We start from the raw sequence: 25,243 nt of genomic DNA, 5'->3' as shown, positions 1-25,243 counted from the left end.
CGGATGACGCTGGTCGCCGGCGTCGACTCGTCGACGCAGTCGTGCAAGGTCGTCATCCGGGATGCGGCGACCGGTGCCCTTGTCCGACAGGGCAGCGCAAGGCACCCGACGGGGACCGAGGTCCACCCAGATGCGTGGTGGGACGGGTTCGTCGAAGCAGTCGACACTGCCGGCGGGCTGTCCGACGTCTCTGCGATCTCGGTCGCAGGACAGCAGCACGGCATGGTGTGCCTCGACGCAGACGGCCAGGTGATCCGCCCCGCTCTGTTGTGGAACGACACGCGCTCCGCTTCGGCCGCCTCTGCCCTGGTTCGCGAGCTCGGCGAAGGCGATGAGGCCCTCGGTGCCGCGAGATGGGCGGAGGCCGTGGGCAGTGTCCCTGTCGCCGCTCTGACCGTGACGAAGTTGCGATGGCTCGCCGACGCGGAGCCCGACAATGCCGCCAGGGTTGCGGCGGTCGCCCTGCCCCATGACTGGCTGACGTGGCGGCTGACGGGAGCCGAGTCGCTCGGCACCTTGGTGACCGACCGATCCGACGCTTCTGGGACCGGCTACTTCGACGCTGTCTCGGGGAGGTACCGTCGGGACCTGCTCGCCCTGGCGCTCAGACGCGAGGAGAGCGACGTTTCCCACATCGTCCTGCCACGCGTCCTGGGACCACACGAAGCAGCCGGTCGCGGCTCCGCGGCGCTGAATCTGGCGCACCTCGTGGTTGGGCCGGGCTGCGGCGACAACGCCGGGGCCGCTCTGGGACTGGGCCTCGAGGCTGGGGCGACCCTGGTGTCCCTCGGCACGTCCGGTGTGGTCGCCTCGGTCTCGGACACCCCCACCAGCGACGCCAGTGGGACCGTTGCGGGGTTCGCCGATGCCACGGGAAGATTCCTGCCACTCGCGTGCACCCTCAACGGGGCCAGGGTCATCGATGCAACGGCGCAGCTGCTCGGCGTCGATCATGCCGAGCTCTCACAGCTCGCCCTCAGCGCGAATCCGGGGTCGGGCGGACTGGTGCTCGTGCCGTACTTCGAGGGAGAAAGGACACCCAACCTGCCCGCGGCGACCGGTGAGCTCCATGGGGTCACGCTGGAGAGCCTCACCGCTTCGAACCTCGCCCTGGCCGCCTTCGAGGGACTCGCGGGACTCCTGGGCGCCGCGATGTCTGGCATGCGGGACCAACGTGTGGCGATCAAGTCCGTGACCCTGGCCGGTGGCGGGTCACGGTCGGAGGCCTTCCGCGTCGTCAGTGCGCGGACCTGGGGCCTGCCGGTGACCGTGCCCGATTCCGGAGAGGACGTGGCCGACGGAGCCGCCCGACAGGCGGCCTGGGTCCTCATGGACTCGTCCGAACCACCGGTCTGGCATTTCAGGGAGGCAACCGAATACACCCCGCCGCCTACACCGCAGGTTCAGACCGGCTACGACAGGGCGGCGGTTCGCGTCCGCCGGGCCGCCGACGACGCGGCATACCCCTCAGCCGGGTCCGACCGGTCACCGTAGGCGCACACAGGCACGGACGAAACGTCTACCAGCAGGCCGTCGCCGGCCGGAGGGATGAGGTCAGCTGTGGCATCCGCCATTGGCACGAACTGGGCAGGCAACCACGCATACGTCGCCTCCGCGCTGGCGGAGCCATCGAGTGTCGCCGAACTCCAAGGACTCGTCGCGCGCTCCCCACAGATCCGCGCTCTTGGCTCGCGTCACTCCTTCTCCGACCTCACGGACACGCGCGGGATCCTCGTGGACCTGGCAGGGCTGCCCGCCGATATCCGGATCGACGAGGAGTCGTCGTCGGTCTCCGTGTCAGCGGGGACGCGCTACGGCGACCTCGCCGCGGCCCTCGACCAACGAGGTCAGGCGCTGGCCAACATGGCATCACTGCCACACATCTCCGTCTGTGGGGCCGTGGCCACCGGCACGCACGGCTCCGGAGATACGAACCAGTCCCTCTCCAGTGCCGTTCGTGCCCTCGAGATCGTGGGGCCCGACGGCTACCTCCGACGCCTCGACAGGGCAGACTCCGACTTCGACGGCTCCGTGGTGGCGCTGGGTGCGCTGGGCATCGTCACGCGAGTGGTGCTGGACATCGGGCCCAGCTACGGGCTACGGCAATACGTGAGCACGGGCCTGACCTGGTCAACCATCGAAAGTCGATTCGACGACCTCACCGCGGCGGGATACAGCGTCAGCATCTTCACGCGCTTCGGCGACGAGTCGGAGAACCAGCTGTGGGTCAAAGCCCTGGCCGATCGGCCGGCGACGCCGAACACATTCGGCACGACACCTGCACTCACGCCCACGCACATGCTCACGGGTGGTGCCGTCGAAGCCCTCACCGAACAGGGCGGAGTGCCGGGGCGGTGGATGCACCGACTCCCCCACTTTCGCATCGACTTCACCCCCAGCCGGGGCGAGGAGCTGCAGAGTGAGTACTTCCTCCCGCGCGAGCACGCCTTGCGAGGCGTGGACGCCCTTCGCCGGCTGAGTCCGCAGTTCCGGCACGTGTTGCAGGTTGCTGAGATTCGCACCATCGCCGCAGACTCGCTCTGGCTCAGCGGCGCATATGACCGCGAGACAGTTGCCGTGCACTTCACGTGGGTGCAGGACGAGGCCGCGGTCAGGGTTGCGCTGCGTGAGATCGAGGGTGCCCTGGCGTCGTGGGGGGCGCGACCTCACTGGGGGAAGCTCTTCGGCTTCGACCAGGCCGCCGTGTCAGCCGTCTTTCCGAGGTTGACTGACTTCAGGGGGCTTCGCGATCGAGTGGACCCCGACCGAAAGTTCGGCAATGCCTTCCTTGACCGCTGCCTGCAGTAGTCCCCAGCGGCAGATGCATCAGCGCTGACCACAGGATTTGGGGTTCGCCCGGGGTTGCTCACAGTCCCGTGTCGCGCACCTCAGAAACCCACTGGCCGGGAAGTACTGCTGACCAACCGCCATCAACCACCAGGTTCGCGCCCGTGACGTACGACGCGTCATCGGACGCGAGGAACAAGGCACAGCGGACCACCTCGCGAGGGCTTCCGACTCGGCCGAGCGGGATGTGTCGGGCTATGTCTCGCATCGGATGGTCGGGCGCGAGCAGGTCCCCCTGCGTGGCTGGAGTGGCAACCATGCCGGGGCTCACGCAGTTCACCCGAATGCCGTGCGGCGCACCTTCGGCGGCGAGCTGCTTGGTCAACGCGACGATGCCACCTTTGGTGACCGTGTGGGCGACTCGGGTGTTCGTCATGGACCCACTGATGCCTGCAGTCGATCCGACGAGCACGACCGCGCCCGAGCGCGGGGCCTTGAGGTGCTTCCAAGCGTGTCGGATGGGCAGGAACGTCACGTCCAGCTCGTGAGCCAGGACGAAGTGCCACTCCTCGACAGAGACCTGCTCGACGGGGTTGAAACGCGTGGCGCCGGCGTTGGCATACACGATGTCGACACCGCCATGACGCTCCGCAGCATCGTCCACCCAGGCGCGAACAGCTGCGTCGTCCGTGAGGTCCACCGGCTGCGTGCTGGTCATGACTCCCCCGGCTGCGCGCACGAGCTCGACCGTCTCGGCCGCGCCGTCGGCCTGGATGTCGCAACCCACGACGATGGCACCCTCCGCCGCGAAGAGCAGGGCTGCTTCGCGGCCCTGACCGCCGGCCGTGCCCGTGATCAGGGCGACCTTGCCCTCGAGTCGTCGCGTCACTTGACCGCGACTGGGTTCACCGGCGCACCAACGGCACCCGTGAACGGGATGGGCGCAGCGGTGAGCCAGAACTCGTAGACACCATCGGCGGCGCAGTCAGCGCTGAGCGCCTCGAGATCCCACATCTCCCCGAGGAAGAGCCCGATGTGCGGGATCGCCACCTGGTGCAGCGGCTGGAACGCGACGTCGAACTCGTTGGGTCGCACTTCCAAGCCCCAGGTGTCGGTGGCAATGGCCGAGATCTCTGAGCGGTGCAGCCAGTCGACCGTGGTGAACGACAGACCCGGCGAGTCTCCGCCGGCGTAGTCCTTCCACCCTTCGCGTCGCGCGCGCGTGAGTCTCCCCGTGCGGACCACGACGATGTCGCCGCGACCGACCGTGGAGCTGGGCCCCTGCGCGGCGATGGTGGCCTCGAGGTGCTGCTCAGTGATGGCAAATCCGTCGGGCAGCTCGCCGTCCGTGCCGAACTGGCGAGCGACGTCGAGCAGCACCCCGCGCCCGGCGACGACGTCCGCCACCGTCTCGATGCCCGTGAAGCTGTCGCCGAGGCTTGTCACCACCTGGTCGGCGGGGCGCCCGTTCCAGGCCTTGCCGTGGTCGAAGATGTGACCCAACCCATCCCATTGGGTCGAGCACTGGAGCGGCATCGTCACCACATCGTCCGCGCCGCCGAGACCGTGGGGGAAACCCTGTACACCTGCCACGGCGTCGGTTCCGGTGTCGAGCATGACGTGGATCGGGTTGGTCCTCCGCCGCCACCCCTTCTGTGGCCCTTCCATGTCGAACGACTGCGACAGCGAAAAGCTTCGACCGGTGACGACCAGGGCGGCGGCCGACAGTCGCTTCTCCTGGCTCAGGAAGTTCATGGTGCCGCGAACGTCGTCGGGCCCCCAACGCCCCCAGTTCGAGACCCGCTTTGCTGCCGCCGCGATCGCGCCGGCAGGGTCGGAGGCGTCGAGCTCATCAGGCGTCATGGTGATGTCCATTCGTCGAGGGTGGTTGCGCGGCACTAGGTTCCGTCGCGCATCGGCGGGAGGTACTGCGGCCGGAGGATGTCGGAGACTGCCTTGGCCCCACCGTGGGAGCTGGTGCCGCCGTCCACAGGGATCTCAGCACCGCTCACGTAGGAGGCGGCGTCGCTGAGCAGGAACGTCACGACGCTCGCGACCTCGCTGCTGGTCCCTGCTCGGCCCAGTGGTGCAGCATCGATGGAGGCAGCTCGGAACTCCGCAGGGGCCGACGCCGTCATCGGGGTGTCGATGAATCCGGGGTGGACGATGTTGACTCGGATTCCCCGCGGCCCCAGTTCCAGGCACGCCGCATGGGTCAGGCCGCGGAGCGCCCACTTGCTGGAGGTGTAGGCGACCGCGTAGTGACCCTGGAGTGCGGCGAGCGAACCGATGTTGACGATCGACGCGCCGGGGCGCATGAGGGGAACCAGAGTCTTGATCCCGAGCAGCGGACCCACGACGTTGACGTCCTGGACCACGGCGAAGTCATCGCGCGTCGCGTCACTGAGCCGCGCGCGCCAGGTCGTGCCCGCGCAGTTCACCAGGCCGTGGATCGTCTGACCGGCGTTCGAGAGCTCTGCGGCCAGGGCTTCCCACTGTGACTCGCTGCGAACGTCGAGGGCACGCACGCCCTCCGTGGAATGCTGGTCGACCGCAATGACGGTCGCGCCGGCGGCTGCTGCCCTTGCCGCCACGGCCAAGCCGATCCCCGAGGCTGCTCCGGTGACGACCACGGTTCTGCCCGAGAGCGAGAACTCTGCAAATGCCGCCGGCGTCATGGTCCGTGTCGGCTCGACGTGCCGAGTTGGCCACCGTAGTCGGCGCTGTCTCGCGCTTCCGAGAGTTCCGCTCGAACCTGTTCCAGGATTCGCAGGACTGCCACCGTGTCGGACACCGGATGGAGGGGATGCTCGAGGTCGCTGCGGAGAATGGCCTCGGATGCCGCACGGAACATGGGGACGTAGCCGGCGCCCTCCTGTTCGAAGTCGAGCTCCTCAACCGTCGGTGGCTCGGGAGGCTGTCCCGTCACCACGCGAAGGGAGCGTGGGGCGAAGAGCGGCTCGCCGAGGGTGATGCTCCCTCGCGTTCCGCCGATCCAACCGGCGGGGGGAATGAAGGTGGTGAGCGAGTTCATCAACTGTGCAAGAGCACCGGAGTCGTACCTCAGCGTGTACGCCTCCTGCTCGTCGACCCCGTCGTCACGGACCTCGCCCACGGCGAGCACCTGGTCGGGAGTACCGAGGACGGTATGCGCGAGCGCGATCGTGTACACGCCCAGGTCATACAGAGCGCCCCCGCCCAGCTCGGCGACCCAGTACCTGGCCGGACCGTCCGGGGGCACTGGAAATCCGGCACCGGCCTGGATCAGCCGCGGCTCGCCGATGGTGCCCGACCGCAAGAGTTCGGTCATGGCTCCAAACGCCGGAGTGAATTTCATCCACATGGCCTCCATGAGGAATGCGCCATTCTCGCGCGAGAGACGTTGCAGCTCCTCGGCCTCTGCGGATGTCATGGTCAGGGGCTTCTCACACACCACGTGCGTGCCGGCCCTCAAGGCGCGTGCGGCATAGTCGAAGTGCAGCCCGTGCGGAATGCCGATGTAGACCGCGTCGACCTGCCCTGAGGCACAGAACTCGTCGAAGTCTGCGGACGCGAACGGGATCGCGTGCTCTGAGGCGAACTTGTCGGCCCGGTCCTTGTCACGCGAGCAGATGCCGACCAGCTCGACGTTGTCGCACAGCTGAAGATCGCCGACCGTTCGCCGAGCTATTCCGCCGGTCCCGACGATGCCCCACCGCACCCTCGCGTGCACGCTGCTCACTTCCTTCGTGTTTGCAGTCAGCGGCACACAGCCCGCGCAAACTTGAGTGATGGTTCATCGGTCTCAGGACGACACCATTGAAGCCGTGATCCCCCGGCGGACGAACGCCTGAATGCCAATGCGAGGCATCACCCAAACCGATACGTCGCTCGCACCATCCAGCGCCCCAGCCCGACATCCGCGAGCGTCAGAGGGGTGGCGATGCGCCCGTCATCTTCAAGTGACAAACACCCCTAGGGGCAAAGGCCAAAGCGCCCCTGCCTGCGTTTCCGCTGGTCAGGGGGCGGGCGGTGCGCCCCCTGGGGGGAGCCCTGTTGGTTCAGGGTCGTTGTTCGTCGGCTGGCCTGACGAGGGTGGGGCCCGTCTCGGTGGCGGCCCAGCTGGCGAGCAGAGCGAGTGCATCCTGGGTGGGCGTGCCCGGCTCTGGGAGGTAGGTGACCAGGCTCGTGCTGTCGCCGGCCCGGAGTGGCAGTGACTCGAACGGAAGGTCGAGGTCGCCGACGACCGCGTGGTGCAGCTTCTTGACGCCGGTGTTGTGGATGCGGACGTCGTGGGCGGCCCAGCGGACTCGGAAGTCCTGGCTGCGGGTGGACAGCTCACCGATCAGGTCGGAGAGTTGTCGGTCGTACGGGCTGCGTCCCGCTTCGGCCCGAAGCAGGGCGACGGTGTCGTTGGCGACGGTGTCCCAGTCGCGGAAGAGGGATGTCGCGTGTGGGTCGAGGAAGACGAGGCGGGCGTTGTTCACGGGCTGCCCGGTCTCGTACCAAGGTGAGAACAGTGCGCGGCACAAGGGGTTGAATCCGAGCACGTCGAGGCGCCCATTGAGGACGACCGCGGGCACGGTGGGCATCGCGTCCAGAAGTCGTTGGATGGTGGGGCGAACGCGGGTGGGCGCCGGTGGCCGACGTTTCATGGCCCGCTCCGGTGTGCCAGCGGTCCGGAACAGGTCGAGCAGGTGCGCTCGTTCGGCGTCGTCCAGGCGCAGCGCGTGAGCGACACCGTCGATGACGCTCTCGGAGACGCCGGTGGCGTCGCCGCGTTCGAGGCGGATGTAGTACTGCGGGGAGACTCCGACGAGGAGGGCGGCCTCCTCCCGCCGTAGCCCCGGCACGCGGCGACGGTCATTCCCGTAGGTCGGCAAGCCGGCCTGCTCGGGGGTGATTCTGGCGCGTCGGGTGCTCAGGAACTCGCGGATCTCGGCCCGTACAGAGTCCCGGGGGCTGGGCTCCGGTGCGGTCATGTCGTCCACTGTACGAACGCTGGCGGTCCGGTGGGGGTCCCTGTCAGTGGCTCCCACGACAGGGACTGCCACAACTCCTCGTGCGCTGGTTCTCTGGTGGACGGCGCCTCATCCAGGGCGCAGACCGAATTCTTCACGAAAGTTCAGCAGCAATGACCGACCAGACCCAGACCACCGACACGATCCCTACCGCCGACGAGGTCACCCAGCCCACGTTGAAGACGGTTTGGTTGGTGACCGGAGCGGGCCGCGGCCTGGGCGTCGACATCGCCAAGGCCGCCCTGGCCGCGGGGCACTCGGTGGTCGCCAGTGCTCGCACCGTCGAGAGCATCACAGCTGCTCTGGGGCAGCACGACGACCTGTTGGCCGTCGCCCTCGACGTCACCGACCCGGGTGCCGCCGACGCCGCGGTCGCAGCGACCGTCGAGCGCTTCGGACACCTGGACGTCCTGGTCAACAACGCCGGCAGTTTCCAGGCCGGGTTCTTCGAGGAGATGAGCCCAGCGGCGTTCCGGTCCCAGATCGAGACCACGCTCTTCGGGCCGGTCAACGTCACTCGAGCGGCCCTCCCGCAGCTGCGGGCCCAACGCTCCGGACTGGTGATGACGATCTCCTCGACCGCTGGCATCGCCTCGACCGGTGACTTCCTGACCGCCTACGCAGCGTCCAAGTTCGGGGTGGAAGGGTTCATGGAAGCGCTGGCCTCCGAGATCGCCCCGTTCGGGATCCGCACCATGCTGGTCGAGCCCGGCTTCTTCCGCACCGAGCTCCTCACCCCGCAGTCCACCCAGTACGCGAAGCCCTCCATTGCGGACTACGCCGACCGCTCCGCGGCGACCATCGAGGCGTGGCAGGGCATGGACGGAAAGCAGGGCGGTGACCCGGCGAAGCTGGCCGCCGCCCTCGTGCAGTTGGCCGCGCTCAAGCAGCCACCAGCACGCTTCGCTGCTGGCGCCGACGCCGTGAGTCTCTTCGAGACCAAGGCCCAGACCCTCCTTGGCCAGGCCGACGCCCACCGAGAGCTGTCCTCCAGCCTGGCGCACGACGACGCCTGACGCTGGCTTCCGTGCCCGCTGCTTGCCCGATCGCGGATCTCAGACCCATGCAGCAGCAACGGGTCCGGGATGCGTTGGTCTTCATCGGCCGGCATCCCCGCAGCCTTCGGAGGATGCCGTTGCGCACCTTCATCCACGACGCCGCGGTCACACAGGCGCAGGCGTTGTCCACCGAGCAGATCGTCGCCGAGATCACCAACAGCATTGGGTCACGTCGACACAATCCCGGGATCGCTCCCCTGGAGACGCTGGCCGACATCCTTGTGCACAGCCAGGGGTAACCGCCAACGGCGGCCGCTGGCACACACCTTCCGAGACCGGGCCACGGTGTGCCAGCCAGCGCCTCAGCAGATGCGCCCTTAACACATCCTGGCGGATCAGGCATCGCCCGTCGGGCGGAGCTCCTTCGACTGCATTCGCATCGGTACACCGAGGCTGCCGGCGCTTACGCTCCACACGAAGTAAAGAAACGGTAAGGCGAAGGTAAAGGGAAGGCAAAGCGACGCAGCACGGAACCTCATTTGCTTGAAGGCCTCGTCGGCGGGCCGAACCGCATGGCCGGCGTTGCGCAGGTCACCACGACTGCCCCGGGACTGCAGGGGTCACCGGAAGCATTGACGAGTGTGGGGAACACATGGGCAGCAGGGGGCTTGTCGATTCCTCGCGCGGCGCGGCAAGGACTGACGCCGCTCTTGAGAAGCGCGAACCGCCGGGGCCTGAGCCACGCCGGCTGCAGTTCGCCGTCGCGCCGTCGCGCCCCACATCGGGGTCGTCGCGGACGCACAGTCCGCGCGTCGTCGCACTGGTGCCGGCCCACGACGAGGCGGGCACCATCGGCCGCACCCTCGCCGCGCTCGAGGCACAGACTCGTCCGCCGGATGCGGTAGTGGTGGTGGCCGACAACTGCACCGATGAGACCGCCACCATTGCCAAGGCTGCCGGAGTGGCCGTGGTCGAGACCGTCGACAACCGGCACAAGAAGGCTGGCGCCCTGAACCAGGTGCTCACCGAGCTGCTACCCCACCTCGAGGACAATGACGTGATCCTCATCCAGGACGCCGACTCGTTCCTCGACCCAGACTTCGTCGAGGGCGGCCTCCAAGCATTTGCCGCGCGGCGGGCCCTGGGTGCGGTGGGTGGGACCTTTCGCGGCCAGCGGCCCGATGGGCCGACCAGTGCTTCTGAGCGCTTCTTGGCCCACCTGCAGGACAACGAGTTCGCCCGCTATGCCCGGGACGTGCGGCGCCTTCGCGGGCGTTGCCTCGTGGTGACTGGCACGGCTGCCATGTTCAGGGTCGGAACCCTCCGACAGGTCAGCCGCGCCCGCCTCAGGGGTGTCCTGCCGCCCGGTGACGGCCGAGGCGGCGTCTACGACACGTCCGTGCTGACCGAGGACAACGAGCTGTCATTCGCGGTCCAGACGCTGGGGCTGCGTCTGTTCGCCCCTGCCACGATGACGCTGGTCACCGAGGTGATGCCGACCTGGCGCGCATTGTGGAGGCAGCGGCTGCGATGGAAGCGCGGAGCGCTGGAGAACTGCGCGCAGTACGGCGTGACCGCGGTCACGTGGCGCTATTGGGGCCGCCAGGTCCTCACGGGCGCGGGCGTGCTCGTCACCACGCTCTACCTCCTGACCGTTGTTCTTGCCCTCGTCACGGGCCGGTTCGGGGTCCACCCGTTCTGGGCTGCGCTTACCGGGGTGTTCTGTCTTGAGCGTTTCGTCACGCTGAAGGACAAGGGGTGGCGGCACCAGCTCACTGCCATCTTCATGTACGAGCTCCCTTACGAGCTCTTCCTCCAGGCAGCACACGCGAAGGCATACGCCGACGCGTTCTTACGAAGAGAAAGAAAATGGTGACTTTCATGTACAGCAACCCCACCCCCGTCATGGCCGCCGGCGCCGCTGGCGCCTTGGCCTTTACCGGCTCGAACGTGATGTGGTCGATCCTCGCGAGCTTCGCGCTCATCGCAGCGGGATCGGCGATCAACCGCATGCTTCCGCGTCGCGCCGACCGGTAGCCGAGAACCCGAGCTGCGGGCGAAACCCGATGTCAGCTCCCCTCCGGCCCAGTCCCGAGCGCCGCCTCAGAAGGTCCGCATGGTCGACATTGCCCCTCGCAGGCCAGTGAGGGCGGCCGTGGAGGACGCCGCCCGCCAGTCGCGTTCCTTGAGCACGTCGAACAGCACGACCGCGCGCACCGCGGGCATCCGCCCGACGGTGGTCGCAGCGTCCCGCCACCATGTCGCCTTGCTCGCCCCGGAGGGGGCGGTGACGCGTGTGCCATACGGACTCGCGGGGTCCGCGCAACCGACCTCGCAGATCCACACCGGTCGCGTGGGCGCCAGGGCCACCAGTCGCCCGTACTGGGCCGCATAGATGTCCGCGAAGGAACGCCAGCGCAGGGCACCGGCCGTCCCCCAGTTGTAGCCGTCCAGGCCGAGCACGTGGACGTACGAGGAACCGGGCCAGATCCGGCGGACGTCGGTGGTCTCGGCGTAGGTGTCGGTCGTCGGGTTGAATACCCACCTCACGTTCGTCACACCCTCGGCGCTGAATACGGAGACCAGGTTCCGCCAAGCTGCGATGAAGGCGGCGTAACCGCTGGCGTAACCGGCCACCGGCGCCGCTGTCGGCTGGAAGGGCTGCCAGTCCCCGTTCATCTCCGCCCATGGGCGAATTGCGACCGTGCGGCCGAAGGCCTTGACCCGCCGAGCAACTGCCGCTATCTCAGCCCGGGATGAGGAGGATGCCCAATAGGAATAGCTGCGGTAGTCCAAGTGCCAGGAGACCAGCAGGGTACCCCCCGTGGGGGTGAGCGCTGCCTCGACCGGACCGGGCCAGACGTCTCCCTGACCCCGGAAGACCGAGGCGATCGAGAGTGTCTGACCCAGCGTTCTACCGAGGGCCGGCAACCGCCCCGGGGTGGCGTCCATGCCGGCGGTGTATGCGCCGAACGAGACTCGTCCGGCTGCTGAGGCGACCGATGGCGTGACGGCTTGCAGCGCCAATGCGCCTGCGGCGGCCGAGCCAGCAAGAAGACTACGACGAGTGACCGTTGACGGCATGGCGCTCCTGTGCTGGCGGGGTGGCGACCCCAGCGTGACGCATCCAGCGAGGGCAAGTGGGGACCTGACGCGCTTTTTGACCGTGTCTTGGTTGAAAGAGAACCTGCACTTGAGCGCCGTGGCGGGCCTTGGCCTGCACGAGCCTTGGGGGCAGGGGTGGTCTCGCTCGATGGTTCGACACTTGCACGCGCGGCGGTTGACGGCGATTCCCTGGACGCCTACTTCGGCGACCCGCATGGCGGTAGTGTCATCACAGCCTCAGCGTGGGGCCCATGCCCTCTCGCCAGCGAGAGGAGATTGCTGGTCCAACCGTGGACACCAACTCACCCGCTACGCCTGCTGCTGGCTCGAGAACCTCGGCAGTCGCTGAGGTGCACAACTCAGCGGTCAACGAGGCCGCCGCCCTGCTAGGTGGTTGCGGCCAGGTGCACCTGCAGAGCGGACGCATGTGCGCATTGCAGAACGGCCACGACGGATCCTGTAACTTCACGGCTGCCGAAAACGTGGATGCTCTGCTGGCCGAGCACAGGGTCGCCGGAGACTGGTGACCCAAGGCTGCTATCCGCGCGACCAGGACGTCGTGGGCCCCAGCCGTTGATGCCGCAACTCCCGGTCGAAGGGCGGGGAGGGGAGCCTCATCTCCTCCGCGAATTGGCCATCCTCGACTTTTGAACGCGAATGGTGGCGCCACGCTGGCGCCAGGGACCAAGAGTTCGCGCAGCGGTGGGGCATGAGTGCCTCCGAGTACGACCGTCGCCCGATCGCGATTGCTATGCGTCCCGGCAGGTGACGGATTCGAACCTTCGCCGTGGCGGCAGCGCAGCCGAGTCACGGGAGCGCCGTGTGGCGTCGGCCTGCGTAGTTGGACTGGGCAACGGAAGACACCATCATCGACTCCTGGCGCCACGCTTGAGGACTGCTTGGGTCGTGACCACAGCGCCATGTGTGTGAAGGTCCGCGAGGGCCTGGGTATAGGCGCGGGTGAAGCGGTCGGCATCGGCCAGATCGCCGAATAGATCGCGGTCGCGGATGAACGCCAGGGCGTCGTCGCTCTGCCGCGCCGCTGCTGCGACGACTGTGTCCTTGCGACGGTCGACCACCTCGATGGCTTGTCCCTCCTCATCGACTCCCTCGGCGTATCGTGCCCAGGACGCCACGACGAGCGCGGAGACGTCGATGGCCCCATCGGTGCGTAGGTTCTCCTTGATGATGGGCACCAGCCATTTGGGGATGCGGTCACTGGAGTCTGCACACAGCCGGCTGAGCGGGTCGCGGATCTCTGGGTTGGCGAACCGGTCGACGAGCTGGCGCCGATAGGCGTCGAGGTTAACTCCCGGCACCGGCCGCAGGGTGGGGCTGGCCTCCGTCTCCATGAAGGTGGTCAGCAGCTGGGAGAAGAGCGGGTCCTGGCACACCTCATGGACGTACCTGTACCCCGCGAGATGGCCGAGGTAGCAGAGGGCTTGATGGCTGGCGTTGAGCAGCCGCAGTTTCATCAGCTCGTACGGGACCACGTCGTCGACGAGTTGGACCTCAGCGTTCTCGAGTGGCGGCCGACCCTGGGTGAAGCGGTCCTCGAGCACCCACTGGCTGAATGGCTCGCACACGACCGGCCACAGGTCGATCACTCCGAACTGGTCGGCCAGCCGGTCGATGTCGGCCTGCGTCGTGACGGGGGTGATGCGGTCGACCATGCTGTTCGGGAAGGCAACGTGCTCCTCCATCCAGTCCGCCAGGTCAGGGTCCTTCAGCCGGGCGAAGGCACAGATCACTCGGCGAGCAACGTCGCCGTTGTCGGGGAGGTTGTCGCAACTCATGACCGTGAAAGGCTCGAAGCCGCCGGCACGTCGCCGGGCCAGTGCCGCTGTGATGTAGCCGAAGACGGTGCGGGGCAAGGCGTTCGGCTCGAGGTCGCAGCGAGTGTCGGGGTCCTCTGCGTCGAACTCCCCTGTCTCCTGGTTGACCAGGTAGCCGCCCTCGGTGATGGTCATCGACACGATGCGGGTCCGTTCGTCGGCGAGCCGATCGACGACATACGCCCGGTCGTCCGGGGCGAAGATCACCTCCACGATCGAGCCGACGACGCGCGCGGCCCACTTTCCGTCGGAAGGCTTGACGACCAGCGTGTACAGGCCTCGTTGTGCGGCCAGGGTGCTGATGATGCGTCGGTCGTGAGGCAGCACGCCGACCCCGCAGATGCCCCATTCAAGCGCCTGGCCTCGGTTCATCAGGTTGTCGAGGTAGACCGCTTCGTGGGAGCGGTGGAACCCGCCAAGGCCGAAGTGGACGATCGAGGCCGTGACCTGCGACCGATCGTAGGTCGGCTTGGCGATCCACTCGGGGATCACCGGGAGCAGGGGTGCCGCAGCCGAAACACGGTGCTCGGTGCTGTGGCTGTGGGCCGCGATGCTCACGCGACCAGGGCTGGCGGTTCGCAGCCGTTGAGCGGCGGTATTCGGCGTGAAATGTAGCTGCTCGACGGCGGACTGGACGCGTAGGCGGGTGTGGGGCGCGACTCCGGGCTCGCCATTGACGACGCGCGAAACGGTCTTGATGCTCACGCCCGCGACCAGAGCAACGTCGCGCATGGTTGGCGGCGCCATCTCCATCATGACCGGGCCCTACTTGATCGCACCCATGGACAGCCCACGCACCAGCTGTTTCTGTGCGACCCAGCCGGCGAGAACGACAGGCAGCGCCGCGATGGTCGCGGCTGCGGAGAGGACCGCCAGGAACTGGCCGCGTCCGTCGACGAAGCTGCCGAGGAATGGGGGCGTTGTCCGGGCCGCGTTGCTGGTCAGGAGGGTGGCGAGGAAGTACTCGTTCCAGCTGAAGATGAAGCTGATCAGGGCGGCGGCGGCAACGCCGGGAAGCACCAGCGGCAGGACGACGCGCACGATCTCGCGGTAGAGGCCAGCCCCGTCGACGCGGGCCGCCTCGACGATCTCGAACGGCACCTCGAGGAAGAACGACCGCATCATCCACACCGTGACGGGCAGGTTCATCGCTCCGTAGACGACGGCCAGCATGTAGATGTTGTCGAGCAGGCCGAGGTTCTTGAGGATGATGTAGAGCGGCAGGACGACTGCAGCCATCGGCATGAAGCGGGTGGAGATGAAGAAGGACAGGGCTCCCTCGACGTTCTTCACCCGCCGAATGCTCAGCGCGTACGCAGCCGGGATCGCGAGCACGACAGCGATGATCGTCGCGGTGACCGATGCGGTGAGGGAGTTGAGCAGGTAGCCCTTCATCCCGCGGTCCATGGCGAGCTGGTAGCCGGTGGTGACCGGGCTGAAGAAGACCTTGGGGTTGATCGAGGAGGCGATGGACTCGGGCTTGAAGCCGTTGATGATCATCCAGAAGACAGGGAAGAAGAAGACCAGCACGAGCACCCACGTGAGTGCGGTGACGAGGCTTCCCCGGACGGTGCGTGTCATCGACTTCCTCCAGCCATGAAGACCTTGAACAGGGTGCGGAGCGCTATCGTCGCCACGATGATCGTGAGCACGACGGTGATGACGCCGTATGCCGCGGCCTGGCCGACGTCGAGTCCGATGAAGGCGCGTTCGTAGAGCAGGTAGGCGAGCGTCTTTGTCCCGCCCGTGCCCTTGGTCAGGATCGCGATAGGGTCGAAGACCTGGATGATGATGACCGCGCCCAGCAGGACGCCGATCTCCACGTACATCCGCAAGTGCGGCAACGTGATCCAGGTGAAGGTGCGCCAGGGTCCGGCGCCGTCGACCTGGGCCGCCTCCAGGATGCCGCGGTCCTGACCCTGTAGCCCGGCCAGCAGGATGAGCATCATGAACGGCGTGAACTGCCACGTCAGCACGATGACCACGGCCAGGAGCGGGTGCTCGGTGCTCCAGGAGACGACCGGCAGGTGAAGGGTCCGCGAGAGCCAGTTGAGCATGCCGATGTTTGTGTCGAACATCGAGTACTTCCAGATCAGCGCCGAGGCTGCGGGCATGATCAGGAAGGGCGTGATCATGAGCGTGCGCGCCAGCGCTCGCCCACGGAACTGACGGTCGAGCAGGAGCGCGAACATCAGGCCGAACAGGAGCGAAGACACCACAGCCGACGCGGTGATGACGACAGTCGCGATGATGGATGGCCACAGGTCACCGGACGACAGCGCGGTCCCGTAGTTCTTGAACCAGGTGAGACCCCGGTCATTGGGGTAGAGCAGGTTCCATTTGATCGCCGAGTAGCCGACGGTGGTGAGGAACGGGATCTGGGTCAACAGGATGAGGAACAGCACAGCTGGCAGCAACAGCCACCGTGCGGTCCACACCTCCTTGGAGGTGGTCTTGACCCGTCGTTTGTCGGTCGCGGTCTGCGCGACGACTGTGTCGAGCTCGGTGACAGCCATGAGGGAACTCCCCGTAGTCGTGGGGTGGGGTGGACGGCTTGGGTGGGCGAGTGCCGGGGTCGAGCGCGAGAGTCGCGACCCCGGCACCCTGTCCGTTCCATCCGTGCGAGACGGGACGGACGGCCTGCGGGAGAACCGGGCGGGCACTACTTGTGTGCGTCGCCCGCCTTCTTGGCGACGCTCTGGCACTTGCCAAGGGCGTCGTCGACGGTGCCGCGGTTGGCGAGATAGTCGGCGATCAGCTGGGCGCACTGGTTGCCGACGTCCTGGAACTCGGGGATGGACACGTACTGGATGCCGACCCAGGGCTGCGGGTTCACGCCCGGCTGCTTGGGATTCACGGACTTCATGACATCCAAGGTGATTGGCGCGTAGGCCGCGGCGGCCCTCTTGTACTCCGGGAGGTCGTAGGTCGACTGGCGGGCACCGGGCGGGACCAGCGACCAGCCGAGCTTCTCACCGACGAGCTTGTGGTAGTCCTTGCTCGTCGCCCACTTCACGAAGTCGATCGCGGCGTCCTTGTTCTTCGTCGTCGCCGGGATCGCGAGGTTCCAGCTCCACAGCCAGCCGGACTCCTTGGTCTTGTCGACCGGCATGTGGGCATAACCCATCTTGCCCTTGACCGGGGAGTCGTCCGCCTCGAGCATCGAGGCAGCCACGGAGGCGTCGGCCCACATGGCCGCCTTGCCCTCCTTGAGTGCGGTCAGGCACTCGTTGAAGGAGTAGGAGACCGGGTCCTTCTCGCCCGAGGTGTCGAGCAGCGTCTTGTAGAACGTGACCGCCTGCTTCCACTGTGCCGAGTTGACGGTGGCATTCCAGCTGTTGTCGTACCAGTTGCCACCGAAGGTCTGCACCACCGTGGTCAGGGGCGCGAACAGGTCACCCCATCCGGGCTTGCCGCGCATGCAGATCCCCGCCATCGACGAGGAGTTGACCTTCTTCGCAGCGTCCGCGACCTGCTGCCAGGTCGGGTTCGCGGAGAGCGTGACACCGGCCTTGTCGAGGACTTCCTTGTTGTACATGAGGATCGACGACTCGCCGTAGAACGGGACGGCATACTGCTTGCCGTTGTTGGAGATCGCCTCGCGCACCGGGGCGAGCAGGTCATTGACGTCGTAGTTCGCGTCCGACTTCAGCGGCTCGGTGAGGTCCACGAGCCAGCCGTTCGCGCCCCACTGGGGCGTCTCGTAGGCACCGATGGTGACGATGTCGTACTGGCCGGCCTTGCTCGCGACATCGGCAGTGACCGCCGCGCGCAGGTCGCCCTCCTCCATGACCTGGAAGTTGATCTTGGTTCCGGCGTGCGCCTTCTCGTACTCCCCCTTGAGCTTCTCCATGTCCTTCATCTGGCCGTTGTTCACGGTGGCCAGGTTGAGAGTGACGTTCTTGCCGTCGCCTCCGCCGCCACCACTGGACACGTTGCCCGACGAGCAGGCCGCCATGGCGAGCGCGGCTGCCACCACGCCCGCACCGGCGGTCAGGGCGCGCTTCGAACAGAGCATGCCTAACTCCTTTGGTAGGTGAGCCTTTGGAATTCGAGCTCCCGCCGTCCGCAGGGGACGAGGTGGGCTCACCTGGTCCTGGCCGCGGTGCCGGGATGACCACAGCGTGGGCGCGACGGATGCGACCGGACAATGACGCCTCCACCAGTCTTTCGATACTTTCCCGCCGCGCTCATCTGAGCAGGCCACTTCACGCCTGAGCATTCGTGCGGCAGACTGGAGTTCGATCCGCTCTTTGCCCCGGGGACACAGCAGGTGGAGGTGAGGACTTCGTATCAGTCAACGGGCACACCCCGGCGCCACCTCAAGGGCTTCCCCTCCACCGAGATCAGTGAGCTCCCGGCCGCGCACCGCCTCAACAGCCCCTACCCACCTGCTCCCAGGCGTGAGGTGATCCCGCCTCACCCGCAGCACGCCTTTCGCGCGCTCACCCACGACTTTCCAAGCGAGATCTGCGGTTGGGGCGCCCACCCGGAGTACGAGATCCACCTCATCACCAAGACCCATGGCAGCTTCATCGCCGGCGACCACGTCGGCACGTTCGCCCCGGGCCACGTCAGCATCATGGGCCCGTCACTGCCGCACGACTGGGTCAGCGACCTCCCTCCAGGACAGGTCGCAGTCGACCGCGACGCGGTCATCCAGTTCACCGACGAGTGGATCCGCGAATGCATGCGGCTCATTCCCGACCTGCAGGAGATCGACCACGTCCTGGCCGAGTCTGCAAGGGGCGTCGTCTTCTCTGGCGCCACCGCATGGCGGGCCGCCGAGAACATCCTCGAGGTGGTCCGCAGCGACGGCGCGGAGCAGGTCGCCAGCCTGTTCCGCCTGCTGTCGATCTTCGCCCGCGCGCCGCGCGACGAGCGTGACGTCGTGGCCAGTGAGTGGCTCGGTCGCCCCACTGACCCCAACTCGCTCAACGCCGTCGAGGCGGGGCTGGCCTACATCTTCGAGAACCTCACGGACGACATCCGACTGTCGGTGGCGGCCCGGCTCGCCTACATGTCGGAGCCGACCTTCTCCAAATACTTCCGCAGCGCCACCGGCATGACGTTCAGCAGCATGGTCAAGAAGCTGCGGATCGCGCACGCACGTCGGCTTCTCGATACCACGAACTCATCCATCGCCCAGGTCGCGGAGATGAGCGGCTACCGCAACATGGCCAACTTCAACCGCCAGTTCCTCGCCGAGGTCGGTGCCACGCCCACCGCATACCGCAAGCTCGAGTCATCGCAGAAGCCGAAGGCGGAGCTCTTCAGCCTGGGCCTTCGCGCACGCGCCGCAGCCAGCGCGCACGGTTGACCGACCATAGGCAAGAAACGATCGAAAGTCGCGCACTTCCTATCAGTGCTCGCATGGCCGGGTCCGACTGCAGGGCATCTGTGGCTGGCACCAAGGGGTGGTCGATCAGATCCAACACGCCGCGAACGTCGATCAGCTGGCGCCAACCTCGGTGCGGATGCTGCTGCTGGCGTCCTGGGCGGGTGGCGCGGCGAGGAGCGTCAGTGCTGCCTGCTTGGCGTGGTCGAGGGGGCTGAGGTGCCCGCTCACCCGAGCGAGCAGGAGCGCACCTTCAACGAGGGCGAGGGCTGATGAGGCTGCCGTCGACAGCGACTTCTCGGGCCAACCGTCCGCGCGCAGTCGCGCCGCAATCAAAGCCGACCCCACGTAGCGCTGCTGCCGCTCGATGCTTGTCGAAGCAAGTAGGGTGCTCGGGTGGCCAAGGTCGAACCGCTGAACGCAACCGAAGAGGCCTTCTGGCGGGCCCTCATGCGGATCGTCCTTTCGCTGCCGCGTCGCCTTGACGCCGACCTCGTGCGGACGGCCGGCATCACGGCCAACGAGTACACCACGCTCATGTGCCTGTCGGAAGCTCCCAAACGCGAGCTCCGGATGAACGACCTCGCCAGCGCTGCGGCTCTGTCGGCCAGCCGGATGACCCGCCTTGTCGATGCCCTCCAGACCCGCGGCCTGGTCACGAAGCGGACCTGCGCAGATGACGCTCGAGGCACTGTCGCGAAGCTCACGCCGGAGGGACTGTCGCGGCTGAGGAAGGCGTGGCCGGTCCACCTGGCGAGCGTCCGCGACCGGGTGTTCGACCACATCGACCCCCGCACCGTGACTGATGCGGCGCAGGCGCTTTCTGAGATCGCCAAACAGCTCGAGACTGGTCGCTGACCGACTCGAATCACCATGTCTCTCAGTTACTTCCAGACATTTGCTTGCCAAAGCAAATTGTCTGGCGTAGCGTCGAAGACATTCCCGAAGACGCGCCTCCAGCGGGCTCGTCTCAGGCGAGGGCGGCAGCGATGAGGGCTCACAGCACGCATCGTCGCCAGCCCGTCCCTGACACCAAACCCAGGAGATGACCATGTCTCGTATCGCCGTCATCCTCGGAAGCACCCGACCCGGCCGCCGCGGCGAGCAAGTGGCCCGATGGGTGATGGACCGGGCCCGACAACGCACCGACGCGGAGTTCGAGCTCATCGACCTGATCGACCACCCGCTCCCCCACCTGGACGAGCCGCTGCCACCCAACATGGGCCAGTACCAGAACCCGCACACCCAGGACTGGGCGGCCACCATCGGCCGGTTCGACGGGTTCGTCTTCGTCACGCCGGAGTACAACCACTCCACCTCCGGGGTGCTGAAGAACGCCATCGACTACGTGTATGCCGAGTGGAACAACAAGGCGATGGGCGTGGTCTCCTACGGTGCCACCGGTGGCACCCGGGCTGCCGAGCACCTGCGGCTCATCGCGGGCGAGCTGCAGATGGCCGACGTCCGCACCAACGTCGCGCTGTCCCTGTTCACCGACTTCAAGGACTTCACGGAACTGACTCCCGTCGCCCACCAGGCCCAGGCCCTCGACACTCTGCTGGACCAGGTTGTCGCCTGGAGCCAAGCACTCGCCCCCTTGCGCCAGCTCGCCACCCAGGCCGCCTGACGGGACCAACATCCCAACCCACGAAACCAAGCGGCCCGAGCGGCAGCATGGGACCACCATGACGTCCAGTGCTCAGGGCAGCGAGCCCCTACCCTCGCCGGGCGCGGCGAGGCGCAGCCTGGGCACTAACCGAGTGAACCCGATCGGCTACGGGGCCATGCGCCTGACCGGGCCCGGCATCTTCGGGCCACCATCAGACCCCGACGACGCCGTGCGCCTGCTCCGGGAAGCCGTTGACGCCGGCGTCGACCACATCGACACCGCCGAGTACTACGGTCCGCAGGTCGTGAACAGGCTCATCCGCGCGGCGCTCCACCCCTACCCACCCAGCCTGGTCCTGGTCAGCAAGGTCGGCGCCAGACGCGACGACCACGGTGGCATCTTCCGTGACGACGCCCCGGCCCAGCTGCGCCAAGGCATCGTCGAGAACCTGAGAACACTGGGTGTCGACTCCCTCCCGGTGGTCAACCTGCGCCTCATGGGGGGCTCAGGTCCCGACGCGTTCTTCGACGACCAGCTTGCCGCCATGGTGGCCGCCCGCGACGACGGGATCATCGGCGCCGTCGGCCTCAGCAACATCACTCTCGCGCACCTGCTCCATGCCCTCCAGCACACGGACATCGCGTGCGTGCAGAACGCCTACCATCCCACGGACCGCCGCTCGCAACCGGTGCTCGAGGAGTGCGCCCGCCGCGGCATCGCGTTCGTCCCGTTCTCACCGCTCGGGTCTGGCGCCACCGGCACGGGATCCCCCCTGGAGTCGCCGGCGGTTGTGCGAGTCGCAGCCCAGCTCGGATGCTCCCCGGTCCAGGTGGCGCTGGCGTGGGCCCTCGACGCCGCGCCAAACGTCTTGTTGATCCCGGGGACCGCATCTCGCGCGCACCTTCGAGAAAACCTCGACGCAGCCGCCGTTCGCCTCGACGACCAGGCGCTGCTCGCGCTGTCCGTGGCTGACGGTCCACGAGCGAGGGGATCTGAGTGGCGCCCGTGATGATCGCTCAGGTCGTCGGCACGACCTCGATGAGGACTTTGCCGACGACTGCGTTCTCGACGGCGCTGTGTGCCGCCGCCGTGTCCTCCAACGCGAACCAGTGCAGTGGCATGCCCGCCTTCTCCCCGACCCGCAAGGCCCCATCCTCGAGAGCTGCACGCACGCCTGCGATGGCGTTGGCCTTGGCCTGCTCCGAGACGGTGTAGACAAGGACGCCTTGCCAGCGCAGATTCTTGGTCATGGCCTCCCGGATGGGAATGCGGACATCGGTGCCGTCGTCCGCGTAGAAGGCGATGCTCGCGTTCGGTGCGGCAACCGCGTGGTTCAGAACGGCGTTGTTTTCCGGTGCCACCTCGACGAAGAGGTCGACTCCCTCGGGCGCAAGGGCGCGAACCAGCTCGACCGCGTCGCCGCTGCGGTAGTTGACCACGTGGTCGGCGCCGGCTGCCGAGGCCAGCGAGGCCTTGGCGGGACCGCTCACGGTCGTGATCACCCGCGCGCCGGCCCAGCGGGCGAGCTGGATGGCGGCATTGCCCACCGCTCCCGCGCCGCCTGCGACGAGCACCGTCTTGCCGGACAGGGCGCCCGGGGCAAGACGCTCTGGGCCACCTTCGGCCACTGTGAGGGCGCGGTGCGCGGTCACCGCCGGGATACCCAGCGATGCGCCGAGTGCGAAAGAAGCGCTCTCCGGTAGGGGCACGCACTGTCTCCCGGGCAACACGGCATACTCCTGCGCGGTGCCGCCGGGACGCTGCCACGCGGCCTCCCAGATCCAGACCCGCTGACCGAGCCTCGACGGTGGCGCCCCTGGGCCCACCGCGTCGATGACCCCGGCGCCGTCCTGGTTGGGCACCTGTTCGACGATCCCGGGAGGAGGCCCGGTGGCGCGTCGCTTCCAGTCGGTGGGGTTGACGCCGGAGACGTGAAGCTTCACGCGGACCTCGTCCTGTCCCGGCTCGGGGATGGGCCTCTCGACCAGGTGGAGGACATCGGGGCCGCCGGCTGAGGTGTAGACGATCGCTTTCATGACATCTGCCTTCCGGGTCTGGGTCGTCCCCGTCGCGGGCCGGCCTTCGAACACTAATGGCGCGGCCAATCACCCGGCGGCAGGCGCCGCCAGCGGTCCAGGAAAACGGCGGACTCGCCTCGCGCACCTGACGCCGCCGGCATCCACACCCACCTGCCAAAGCCTTGACAGGTCGCGCATATCCCGGGCCGCCACTGTTTGGCCAATGGCCACCACCGACCACCAACCACCGCGAACAAGGAGCACCACGATGAGCACCAACAGAATCCTCACCGGCGTCGCAGCAATCGTGGCCGCCGCTGGCCTCCTGGGCACCGGCGCCGCACTGTCCAACGCCGCCTCCACCGGCCCCTCGACGACCTCGAGCACCACCGCCTCCGGCACCACTCAGGACGGGTCGGCCAACCCCAACAACGACACGGCCATCACCGGCACCGAGCTCGCCAACGTCACCGCCGCAGTGAAGGCCAAGGACTCCGCTGTCACCGTGACCTCGGCCCGCAAGGACGCCGACGGCTCCTACGACGTCTTCGGGACCAAGGCCGGCGCCAACGTCCGGTTCGAGGTCAGCAAGGACCTCAAGACCATCACCGCCGGCGGCGGTGGTGGCGGACACCACGGGGGTGGCGGCAACGACACCCCCGTCACCGGCGCTGCGTTGGCCAAGGTCACCGCCGCGGTCAGGGCCAAGGACTCCGCCGTGACCGTCACGTCCGCACGCACGGACCCCGACGGCTCCTACGACGTCTTCGGCACCAAGGCCGGCGCCACCGTCCGGTTCGAGGTCAGCAAGGACCTCAAGACCATCACCGCCGACACCGGCGGCCAGCAGGGCTGACGCCCAACCTCGCCCGGAACTCGCGGGTGCCCCGGCCCGCGGTCGCGGCCCGGGGCACCCGCCGAAGCTAGCTGGTTGCCCTGGCGGCGTCCTGGATCAGGTCAGCGACAGCCTTGGGGTGGCTGATCATCACGACGTGAGACGCGGTGGGGACTTCGACGACCTTGCGGGCGTTCGCACGGCTGTACATGAAGCGCTCGGTCTGGGGCGGGATCGCCTTGTCCTGACCGGCGACCAACCCCCACGACGGGATCGTCCGCCAGGCCGCGGCCTGCGTCGGGTAGACGAAGGAGGCGGCATCGAACGGCCGCTGAGTGGCCTGCAGGACTCGGAACGCAGCTTTGGGTATGTCGGCTGCGAAAGCCGCCTGCCCGTCCTTGCTGAGGTAGAGGTCGGTTCCGGTGGTGCCGTCCGGCTTCGTGTAGGGGACCGCCACACTGACCGGTCCGACGATGCTGCCCGGGAACTTGGTGATGAGCTCCCCCTGTGTCTCGCCCACGTCGGGCACGAATGCTGCGATGTAGACCAACGCTTTGACGTTGCTCTTTCCGGCAGCGGCGTTGGTGATGACAGTTCCACCCATGGAGTGTGCGACCAACACGATCGGCCCACTGATGGAATCAAGCAGGCTGGCGATGTAGGGCGCGTCGGTGGGGATTCCCCTCAGCGGGTTCGACCCTGCGATCGTGGAGTAACCCTCTTCCTGCAACTCCTGGATGACTTTGTTCCAGCAGGACGAGTCGGCGTAGCCGCCGTGCACCAACACGATGGTCGGCTTGACGGTCGGCGCCCGGTTGGACGCGCGGCGAGTGGTTGCGGCTGCCGCCTCCGCCCCGAGCGGCGTGGCCATCAGTGCGGCTGACCCGGCCAGCGCCGCGCCGGTCGACAACACCTGTCGGCGAGAGATATTCGTACTCATCGTGATCTCCTCGTTTTCGCTAGCAGGGTCGTCGGTCACGCGGCGGCCTTGATGGCCAGGACGGCCTGCCGAATGAGGTCGGCGACGGCCTCCGGGTGGGACACGTACACCGAGTGGCTCCCGGGAACCTCGGCGACTTTGGCGCCGGCGCGTTCGGCCATGGCGTGCTGCGCGGGCGGCGGGATCATCCGGTCGTCGGAGGCGACGAGGTACCAGCTGGGCTTGACCCGCCAGCCGGGCTCGCTGACGGTGCCGCCGAGCGCCTCGACCCCCCAAGGGACTTGGGCATGGGCCATGAAGGCTGCCTGCTCGGCCGGCAGGTCGCCGGCAAACGAGTCGGCGAACTTGTCCTTGTCGAGGAACAGGTAGCCGTCGCGCGGGGGCAGGATGGGCGGAACAGGCGCGCCGGGAGGCGGGTCGGCGATGAGCGTGTTGACAGACTCTCCCTTGTCCGGGGCGAAGGCCGCGATGTACACGAGCGCCTTGACGCGTTCGTCGGTGCCGGTCTCGGTGATGACGACGCCGCCGTAGGAGTGGCCGACGAGGATGGCCGGGCCGTCCAGGTCGTCCAGGACCTGCTTCGTCGCCGCGACGTCACCCTCGAGGGACAGGGTCGGATTCTGGACGACGGCTACCGGGTAGCCGTCCTTGCTGAGGGCGTCGTACACGCCCTGCCATCCGGAGCCGTCCACGAAACCTCCGTGGACCAGGACGATGTGGGGAATCTGCGAGCTGTCCATGACGAGTCCCTTGCTGTGTGGGGGTTGGTGTCATGGAC

The 25,243-nt window shown here is 67.4% G+C and carries 26 protein-coding genes; 12 read left to right on the top strand and 14 right to left on the bottom strand.

The window, feature by feature from the left end; genetic code table 11:
* Positions 1–3 precede the first annotated feature (3 nt).
* Entirely contained in the window at positions 4–1,494 is a 1,491-nt protein-coding gene (locus AC1DWR_RS06535) for a xylulokinase (protein ID WP_477623979.1), read from the top strand.
* Between the two features lie 66 nt (positions 1,495–1,560).
* On the top strand, positions 1,561–2,808 hold the full coding sequence (locus AC1DWR_RS06530; protein ID WP_477623978.1) for an FAD-binding protein: 1,248 nt from the start codon (positions 1,561–1,563) through the stop codon (positions 2,806–2,808).
* Positions 2,809–2,866: 58 nt separating this feature from the next.
* Here the strand turns inward: AC1DWR_RS06530 and AC1DWR_RS06525 are convergent, their stop codons facing one another.
* The 5 genes from AC1DWR_RS06525 to AC1DWR_RS06505 form a co-directional block, all read right to left on the bottom strand.
* Positions 2,867–3,676 (bottom strand): SDR family NAD(P)-dependent oxidoreductase, encoded by an 810-nt coding sequence (locus tag AC1DWR_RS06525; protein WP_477623977.1) that lies wholly within the window; start codon positions 3,674–3,676, stop codon positions 2,867–2,869.
* Positions 3,673–4,662, bottom strand: coding sequence for a cyclase family protein (locus AC1DWR_RS06520; RefSeq protein ID WP_477623976.1), 990 nt, complete (start codon positions 4,660–4,662; stop codon positions 3,673–3,675). The genes AC1DWR_RS06525 and AC1DWR_RS06520 overlap by 4 nt, the downstream gene beginning before the upstream one ends.
* Positions 4,663–4,685: 23 nt before the next feature.
* The gene (locus AC1DWR_RS06515) at positions 4,686–5,465 is read right to left on the bottom strand and encodes an SDR family NAD(P)-dependent oxidoreductase (RefSeq protein WP_477623975.1); all 780 of its coding nucleotides are present in this window, start codon (positions 5,463–5,465) and stop codon (positions 4,686–4,688) included.
* Entirely contained in the window at positions 5,462–6,508 is a 1,047-nt protein-coding gene (locus AC1DWR_RS06510) for a Gfo/Idh/MocA family protein (RefSeq protein WP_477623974.1), read from the bottom strand. The genes AC1DWR_RS06515 and AC1DWR_RS06510 overlap by 4 nt, the downstream gene beginning before the upstream one ends.
* A gap of 319 nt (positions 6,509–6,827) precedes the next feature.
* A complete protein-coding gene (locus tag AC1DWR_RS06505) occupies positions 6,828–7,748 on the bottom strand; it encodes a helix-turn-helix transcriptional regulator (protein WP_477623973.1) in 921 nt (306 codons plus the stop codon).
* Between the two features lie 152 nt (positions 7,749–7,900).
* On the opposite strand from AC1DWR_RS06505, the gene AC1DWR_RS06500 reads away from it, so the two are divergent.
* From AC1DWR_RS06500 to AC1DWR_RS06485, 4 genes are all read left to right on the top strand, one after another.
* A complete protein-coding gene (locus tag AC1DWR_RS06500) occupies positions 7,901–8,803 on the top strand; it encodes an SDR family oxidoreductase (protein WP_477623972.1) in 903 nt (300 codons plus the stop codon).
* A 113-nt stretch (positions 8,804–8,916) separates the two neighbouring features.
* Positions 8,917–9,084: a hypothetical protein gene (locus AC1DWR_RS06495; RefSeq protein WP_477623971.1), complete on the top strand. Its 168-nt coding sequence runs from the start codon at positions 8,917–8,919 to the stop codon at positions 9,082–9,084.
* A gap of 449 nt (positions 9,085–9,533) precedes the next feature.
* A complete protein-coding gene (locus tag AC1DWR_RS06490) occupies positions 9,534–10,661 on the top strand; it encodes a glycosyltransferase family 2 protein (RefSeq protein ID WP_477624234.1) in 1,128 nt (375 codons plus the stop codon).
* 5 nt (positions 10,662–10,666) lie between these two features.
* Positions 10,667–10,822, top strand: coding sequence for a hypothetical protein (locus AC1DWR_RS06485; protein ID WP_477623970.1), 156 nt, complete (start codon positions 10,667–10,669; stop codon positions 10,820–10,822).
* Between the two features lie 66 nt (positions 10,823–10,888).
* Here AC1DWR_RS06485 and AC1DWR_RS06480 read toward each other — a convergent pair whose 3' ends face one another.
* Entirely contained in the window at positions 10,889–11,737 is an 849-nt protein-coding gene (locus AC1DWR_RS06480) for a glycoside hydrolase family 26 protein (protein ID WP_477623969.1), read from the bottom strand.
* 769 nt (positions 11,738–12,506) lie between these two features.
* On the opposite strand from AC1DWR_RS06480, the gene AC1DWR_RS06475 reads away from it, so the two are divergent.
* A complete protein-coding gene (locus tag AC1DWR_RS06475) occupies positions 12,507–12,659 on the top strand; it encodes a DUF3263 domain-containing protein (protein ID WP_477624233.1) in 153 nt (50 codons plus the stop codon).
* Positions 12,660–12,756: 97 nt separating this feature from the next.
* Here the strand turns inward: AC1DWR_RS06475 and AC1DWR_RS06470 are convergent, their stop codons facing one another.
* From AC1DWR_RS06470 to AC1DWR_RS06455, 4 genes are all read right to left on the bottom strand, one after another.
* Positions 12,757–14,457: a mannitol dehydrogenase family protein gene (locus AC1DWR_RS06470; RefSeq protein ID WP_477623968.1), complete on the bottom strand. Its 1,701-nt coding sequence runs from the start codon at positions 14,455–14,457 to the stop codon at positions 12,757–12,759.
* Positions 14,458–14,490: 33 nt separating this feature from the next.
* Positions 14,491–15,306 carry a carbohydrate ABC transporter permease gene (locus tag AC1DWR_RS06465; protein ID WP_477623967.1) on the bottom strand — a complete coding sequence of 272 codons (816 nt, stop codon included), beginning with the start codon at positions 15,304–15,306 and terminating at the stop codon, positions 14,491–14,493.
* Positions 15,303–16,241 carry a carbohydrate ABC transporter permease gene (locus tag AC1DWR_RS06460; protein WP_477623966.1) on the bottom strand — a complete coding sequence of 313 codons (939 nt, stop codon included), beginning with the start codon at positions 16,239–16,241 and terminating at the stop codon, positions 15,303–15,305. Before AC1DWR_RS06460 ends, AC1DWR_RS06465 begins: the two co-directional genes overlap by 4 nt.
* A gap of 146 nt (positions 16,242–16,387) precedes the next feature.
* On the bottom strand, positions 16,388–17,743 hold the full coding sequence (locus AC1DWR_RS06455; RefSeq protein WP_477623965.1) for an ABC transporter substrate-binding protein: 1,356 nt from the start codon (positions 17,741–17,743) through the stop codon (positions 16,388–16,390).
* 261 nt (positions 17,744–18,004) lie between these two features.
* On the opposite strand from AC1DWR_RS06455, the gene AC1DWR_RS06450 reads away from it, so the two are divergent.
* Positions 18,005–19,045 carry a helix-turn-helix domain-containing protein gene (locus AC1DWR_RS06450; RefSeq protein ID WP_477623964.1) on the top strand — a complete coding sequence of 347 codons (1,041 nt, stop codon included), beginning with the start codon at positions 18,005–18,007 and terminating at the stop codon, positions 19,043–19,045.
* A gap of 132 nt (positions 19,046–19,177) precedes the next feature.
* On the opposite strand, the gene AC1DWR_RS06445 is transcribed toward AC1DWR_RS06450, so the two are convergent.
* Positions 19,178–19,411, bottom strand: coding sequence for an LmrA/YxaF family transcription factor (locus AC1DWR_RS06445; protein ID WP_477623963.1), 234 nt, complete (start codon positions 19,409–19,411; stop codon positions 19,178–19,180).
* Between the two features lie 48 nt (positions 19,412–19,459).
* Between AC1DWR_RS06445 and AC1DWR_RS06440 the strand changes: the two genes are divergently transcribed.
* From AC1DWR_RS06440 to AC1DWR_RS06430, 3 genes are all read left to right on the top strand, one after another.
* Positions 19,460–19,921 carry a MarR family winged helix-turn-helix transcriptional regulator gene (locus tag AC1DWR_RS06440; RefSeq protein WP_477623962.1) on the top strand — a complete coding sequence of 154 codons (462 nt, stop codon included), beginning with the start codon at positions 19,460–19,462 and terminating at the stop codon, positions 19,919–19,921.
* 193 nt (positions 19,922–20,114) lie between these two features.
* Positions 20,115–20,690: an NADPH-dependent FMN reductase gene (locus AC1DWR_RS06435; RefSeq protein ID WP_477623961.1), complete on the top strand. Its 576-nt coding sequence runs from the start codon at positions 20,115–20,117 to the stop codon at positions 20,688–20,690.
* A gap of 58 nt (positions 20,691–20,748) precedes the next feature.
* Positions 20,749–21,681 (top strand): oxidoreductase, encoded by a 933-nt coding sequence (locus tag AC1DWR_RS06430; RefSeq protein WP_477623960.1) that lies wholly within the window; start codon positions 20,749–20,751, stop codon positions 21,679–21,681.
* 7 nt (positions 21,682–21,688) lie between these two features.
* Here AC1DWR_RS06430 and AC1DWR_RS06425 read toward each other — a convergent pair whose 3' ends face one another.
* Positions 21,689–22,708 carry an NADPH:quinone reductase gene (locus AC1DWR_RS06425; RefSeq protein ID WP_477623959.1) on the bottom strand — a complete coding sequence of 340 codons (1,020 nt, stop codon included), beginning with the start codon at positions 22,706–22,708 and terminating at the stop codon, positions 21,689–21,691.
* Positions 22,709–22,958: 250 nt separating this feature from the next.
* On the opposite strand from AC1DWR_RS06425, the gene AC1DWR_RS06420 reads away from it, so the two are divergent.
* The gene (locus AC1DWR_RS06420; RefSeq protein ID WP_477623958.1) at positions 22,959–23,546 is read left to right on the top strand and encodes a hypothetical protein; all 588 of its coding nucleotides are present in this window, start codon (positions 22,959–22,961) and stop codon (positions 23,544–23,546) included.
* Between the two features lie 67 nt (positions 23,547–23,613).
* Here AC1DWR_RS06420 and AC1DWR_RS06415 read toward each other — a convergent pair whose 3' ends face one another.
* Positions 23,614–24,465 carry an alpha/beta fold hydrolase gene (locus tag AC1DWR_RS06415; protein ID WP_477623957.1) on the bottom strand — a complete coding sequence of 284 codons (852 nt, stop codon included), beginning with the start codon at positions 24,463–24,465 and terminating at the stop codon, positions 23,614–23,616.
* Between the two features lie 35 nt (positions 24,466–24,500).
* Positions 24,501–25,205, bottom strand: a complete 705-nt coding sequence (locus AC1DWR_RS06410) for an alpha/beta fold hydrolase (RefSeq protein ID WP_477623956.1) — start codon at positions 25,203–25,205, stop codon at positions 24,501–24,503.
* Positions 25,206–25,243 lie beyond the last annotated feature (38 nt).

Source organism: Pedococcus sp. P2_E2 (assembly GCF_056403955.1).
This window is presented reverse-complemented; position numbering and strand designations above follow the sequence as displayed.

What these genes read in the sequence shown, in the direction of transcription:
- AC1DWR_RS06535 (WP_477623979.1), top strand. Translation starts at nt 4, where the DNA reads ATGACGCTGGTCGCCGGCGTCGACTCGTCGACGCAGTCGTGCAAGGTC.
- AC1DWR_RS06520 (WP_477623976.1), bottom strand. Translation starts at nt 4,662, where the DNA reads ATGGACATCACCATGACGCCTGATGAGCTCGACGCCTCCGACCCTGCC.
- AC1DWR_RS06515 (WP_477623975.1), bottom strand. Translation starts at nt 5,465, where the DNA reads ATGACGCCGGCGGCATTTGCAGAGTTCTCGCTCTCGGGCAGAACCGTG.
- AC1DWR_RS06505 (WP_477623973.1), bottom strand. Translation starts at nt 7,748, where the DNA reads ATGACCGCACCGGAGCCCAGCCCCCGGGACTCTGTACGGGCCGAGATC.
- AC1DWR_RS06500 (WP_477623972.1), top strand. Translation starts at nt 7,901, where the DNA reads ATGACCGACCAGACCCAGACCACCGACACGATCCCTACCGCCGACGAG.
- AC1DWR_RS06495 (WP_477623971.1), top strand. Translation starts at nt 8,917, where the DNA reads ATGCCGTTGCGCACCTTCATCCACGACGCCGCGGTCACACAGGCGCAG.
- AC1DWR_RS06485 (WP_477623970.1), top strand. Translation starts at nt 10,667, where the DNA reads ATGTACAGCAACCCCACCCCCGTCATGGCCGCCGGCGCCGCTGGCGCC.
- AC1DWR_RS06480 (WP_477623969.1), bottom strand. Translation starts at nt 11,737, where the DNA reads ATGGACGCCACCCCGGGGCGGTTGCCGGCCCTCGGTAGAACGCTGGGT.
- AC1DWR_RS06470 (WP_477623968.1), bottom strand. Translation starts at nt 14,457, where the DNA reads ATGCGCGACGTTGCTCTGGTCGCGGGCGTGAGCATCAAGACCGTTTCG.
- AC1DWR_RS06465 (WP_477623967.1), bottom strand. Translation starts at nt 15,306, where the DNA reads ATGACACGCACCGTCCGGGGAAGCCTCGTCACCGCACTCACGTGGGTG.
- AC1DWR_RS06460 (WP_477623966.1), bottom strand. Translation starts at nt 16,241, where the DNA reads ATGGCTGTCACCGAGCTCGACACAGTCGTCGCGCAGACCGCGACCGAC.
- AC1DWR_RS06455 (WP_477623965.1), bottom strand. Translation starts at nt 17,743, where the DNA reads ATGCTCTGTTCGAAGCGCGCCCTGACCGCCGGTGCGGGCGTGGTGGCA.
- AC1DWR_RS06435 (WP_477623961.1), top strand. Translation starts at nt 20,115, where the DNA reads ATGTCTCGTATCGCCGTCATCCTCGGAAGCACCCGACCCGGCCGCCGC.
- AC1DWR_RS06430 (WP_477623960.1), top strand. Translation starts at nt 20,749, where the DNA reads ATGACGTCCAGTGCTCAGGGCAGCGAGCCCCTACCCTCGCCGGGCGCG.
- AC1DWR_RS06425 (WP_477623959.1), bottom strand. Translation starts at nt 22,708, where the DNA reads ATGAAAGCGATCGTCTACACCTCAGCCGGCGGCCCCGATGTCCTCCAC.
- AC1DWR_RS06420 (WP_477623958.1), top strand. Translation starts at nt 22,959, where the DNA reads ATGAGCACCAACAGAATCCTCACCGGCGTCGCAGCAATCGTGGCCGCC.
- AC1DWR_RS06415 (WP_477623957.1), bottom strand. Translation starts at nt 24,465, where the DNA reads ATGAGTACGAATATCTCTCGCCGACAGGTGTTGTCGACCGGCGCGGCG.
- AC1DWR_RS06410 (WP_477623956.1), bottom strand. Translation starts at nt 25,205, where the DNA reads ATGGACAGCTCGCAGATTCCCCACATCGTCCTGGTCCACGGAGGTTTC.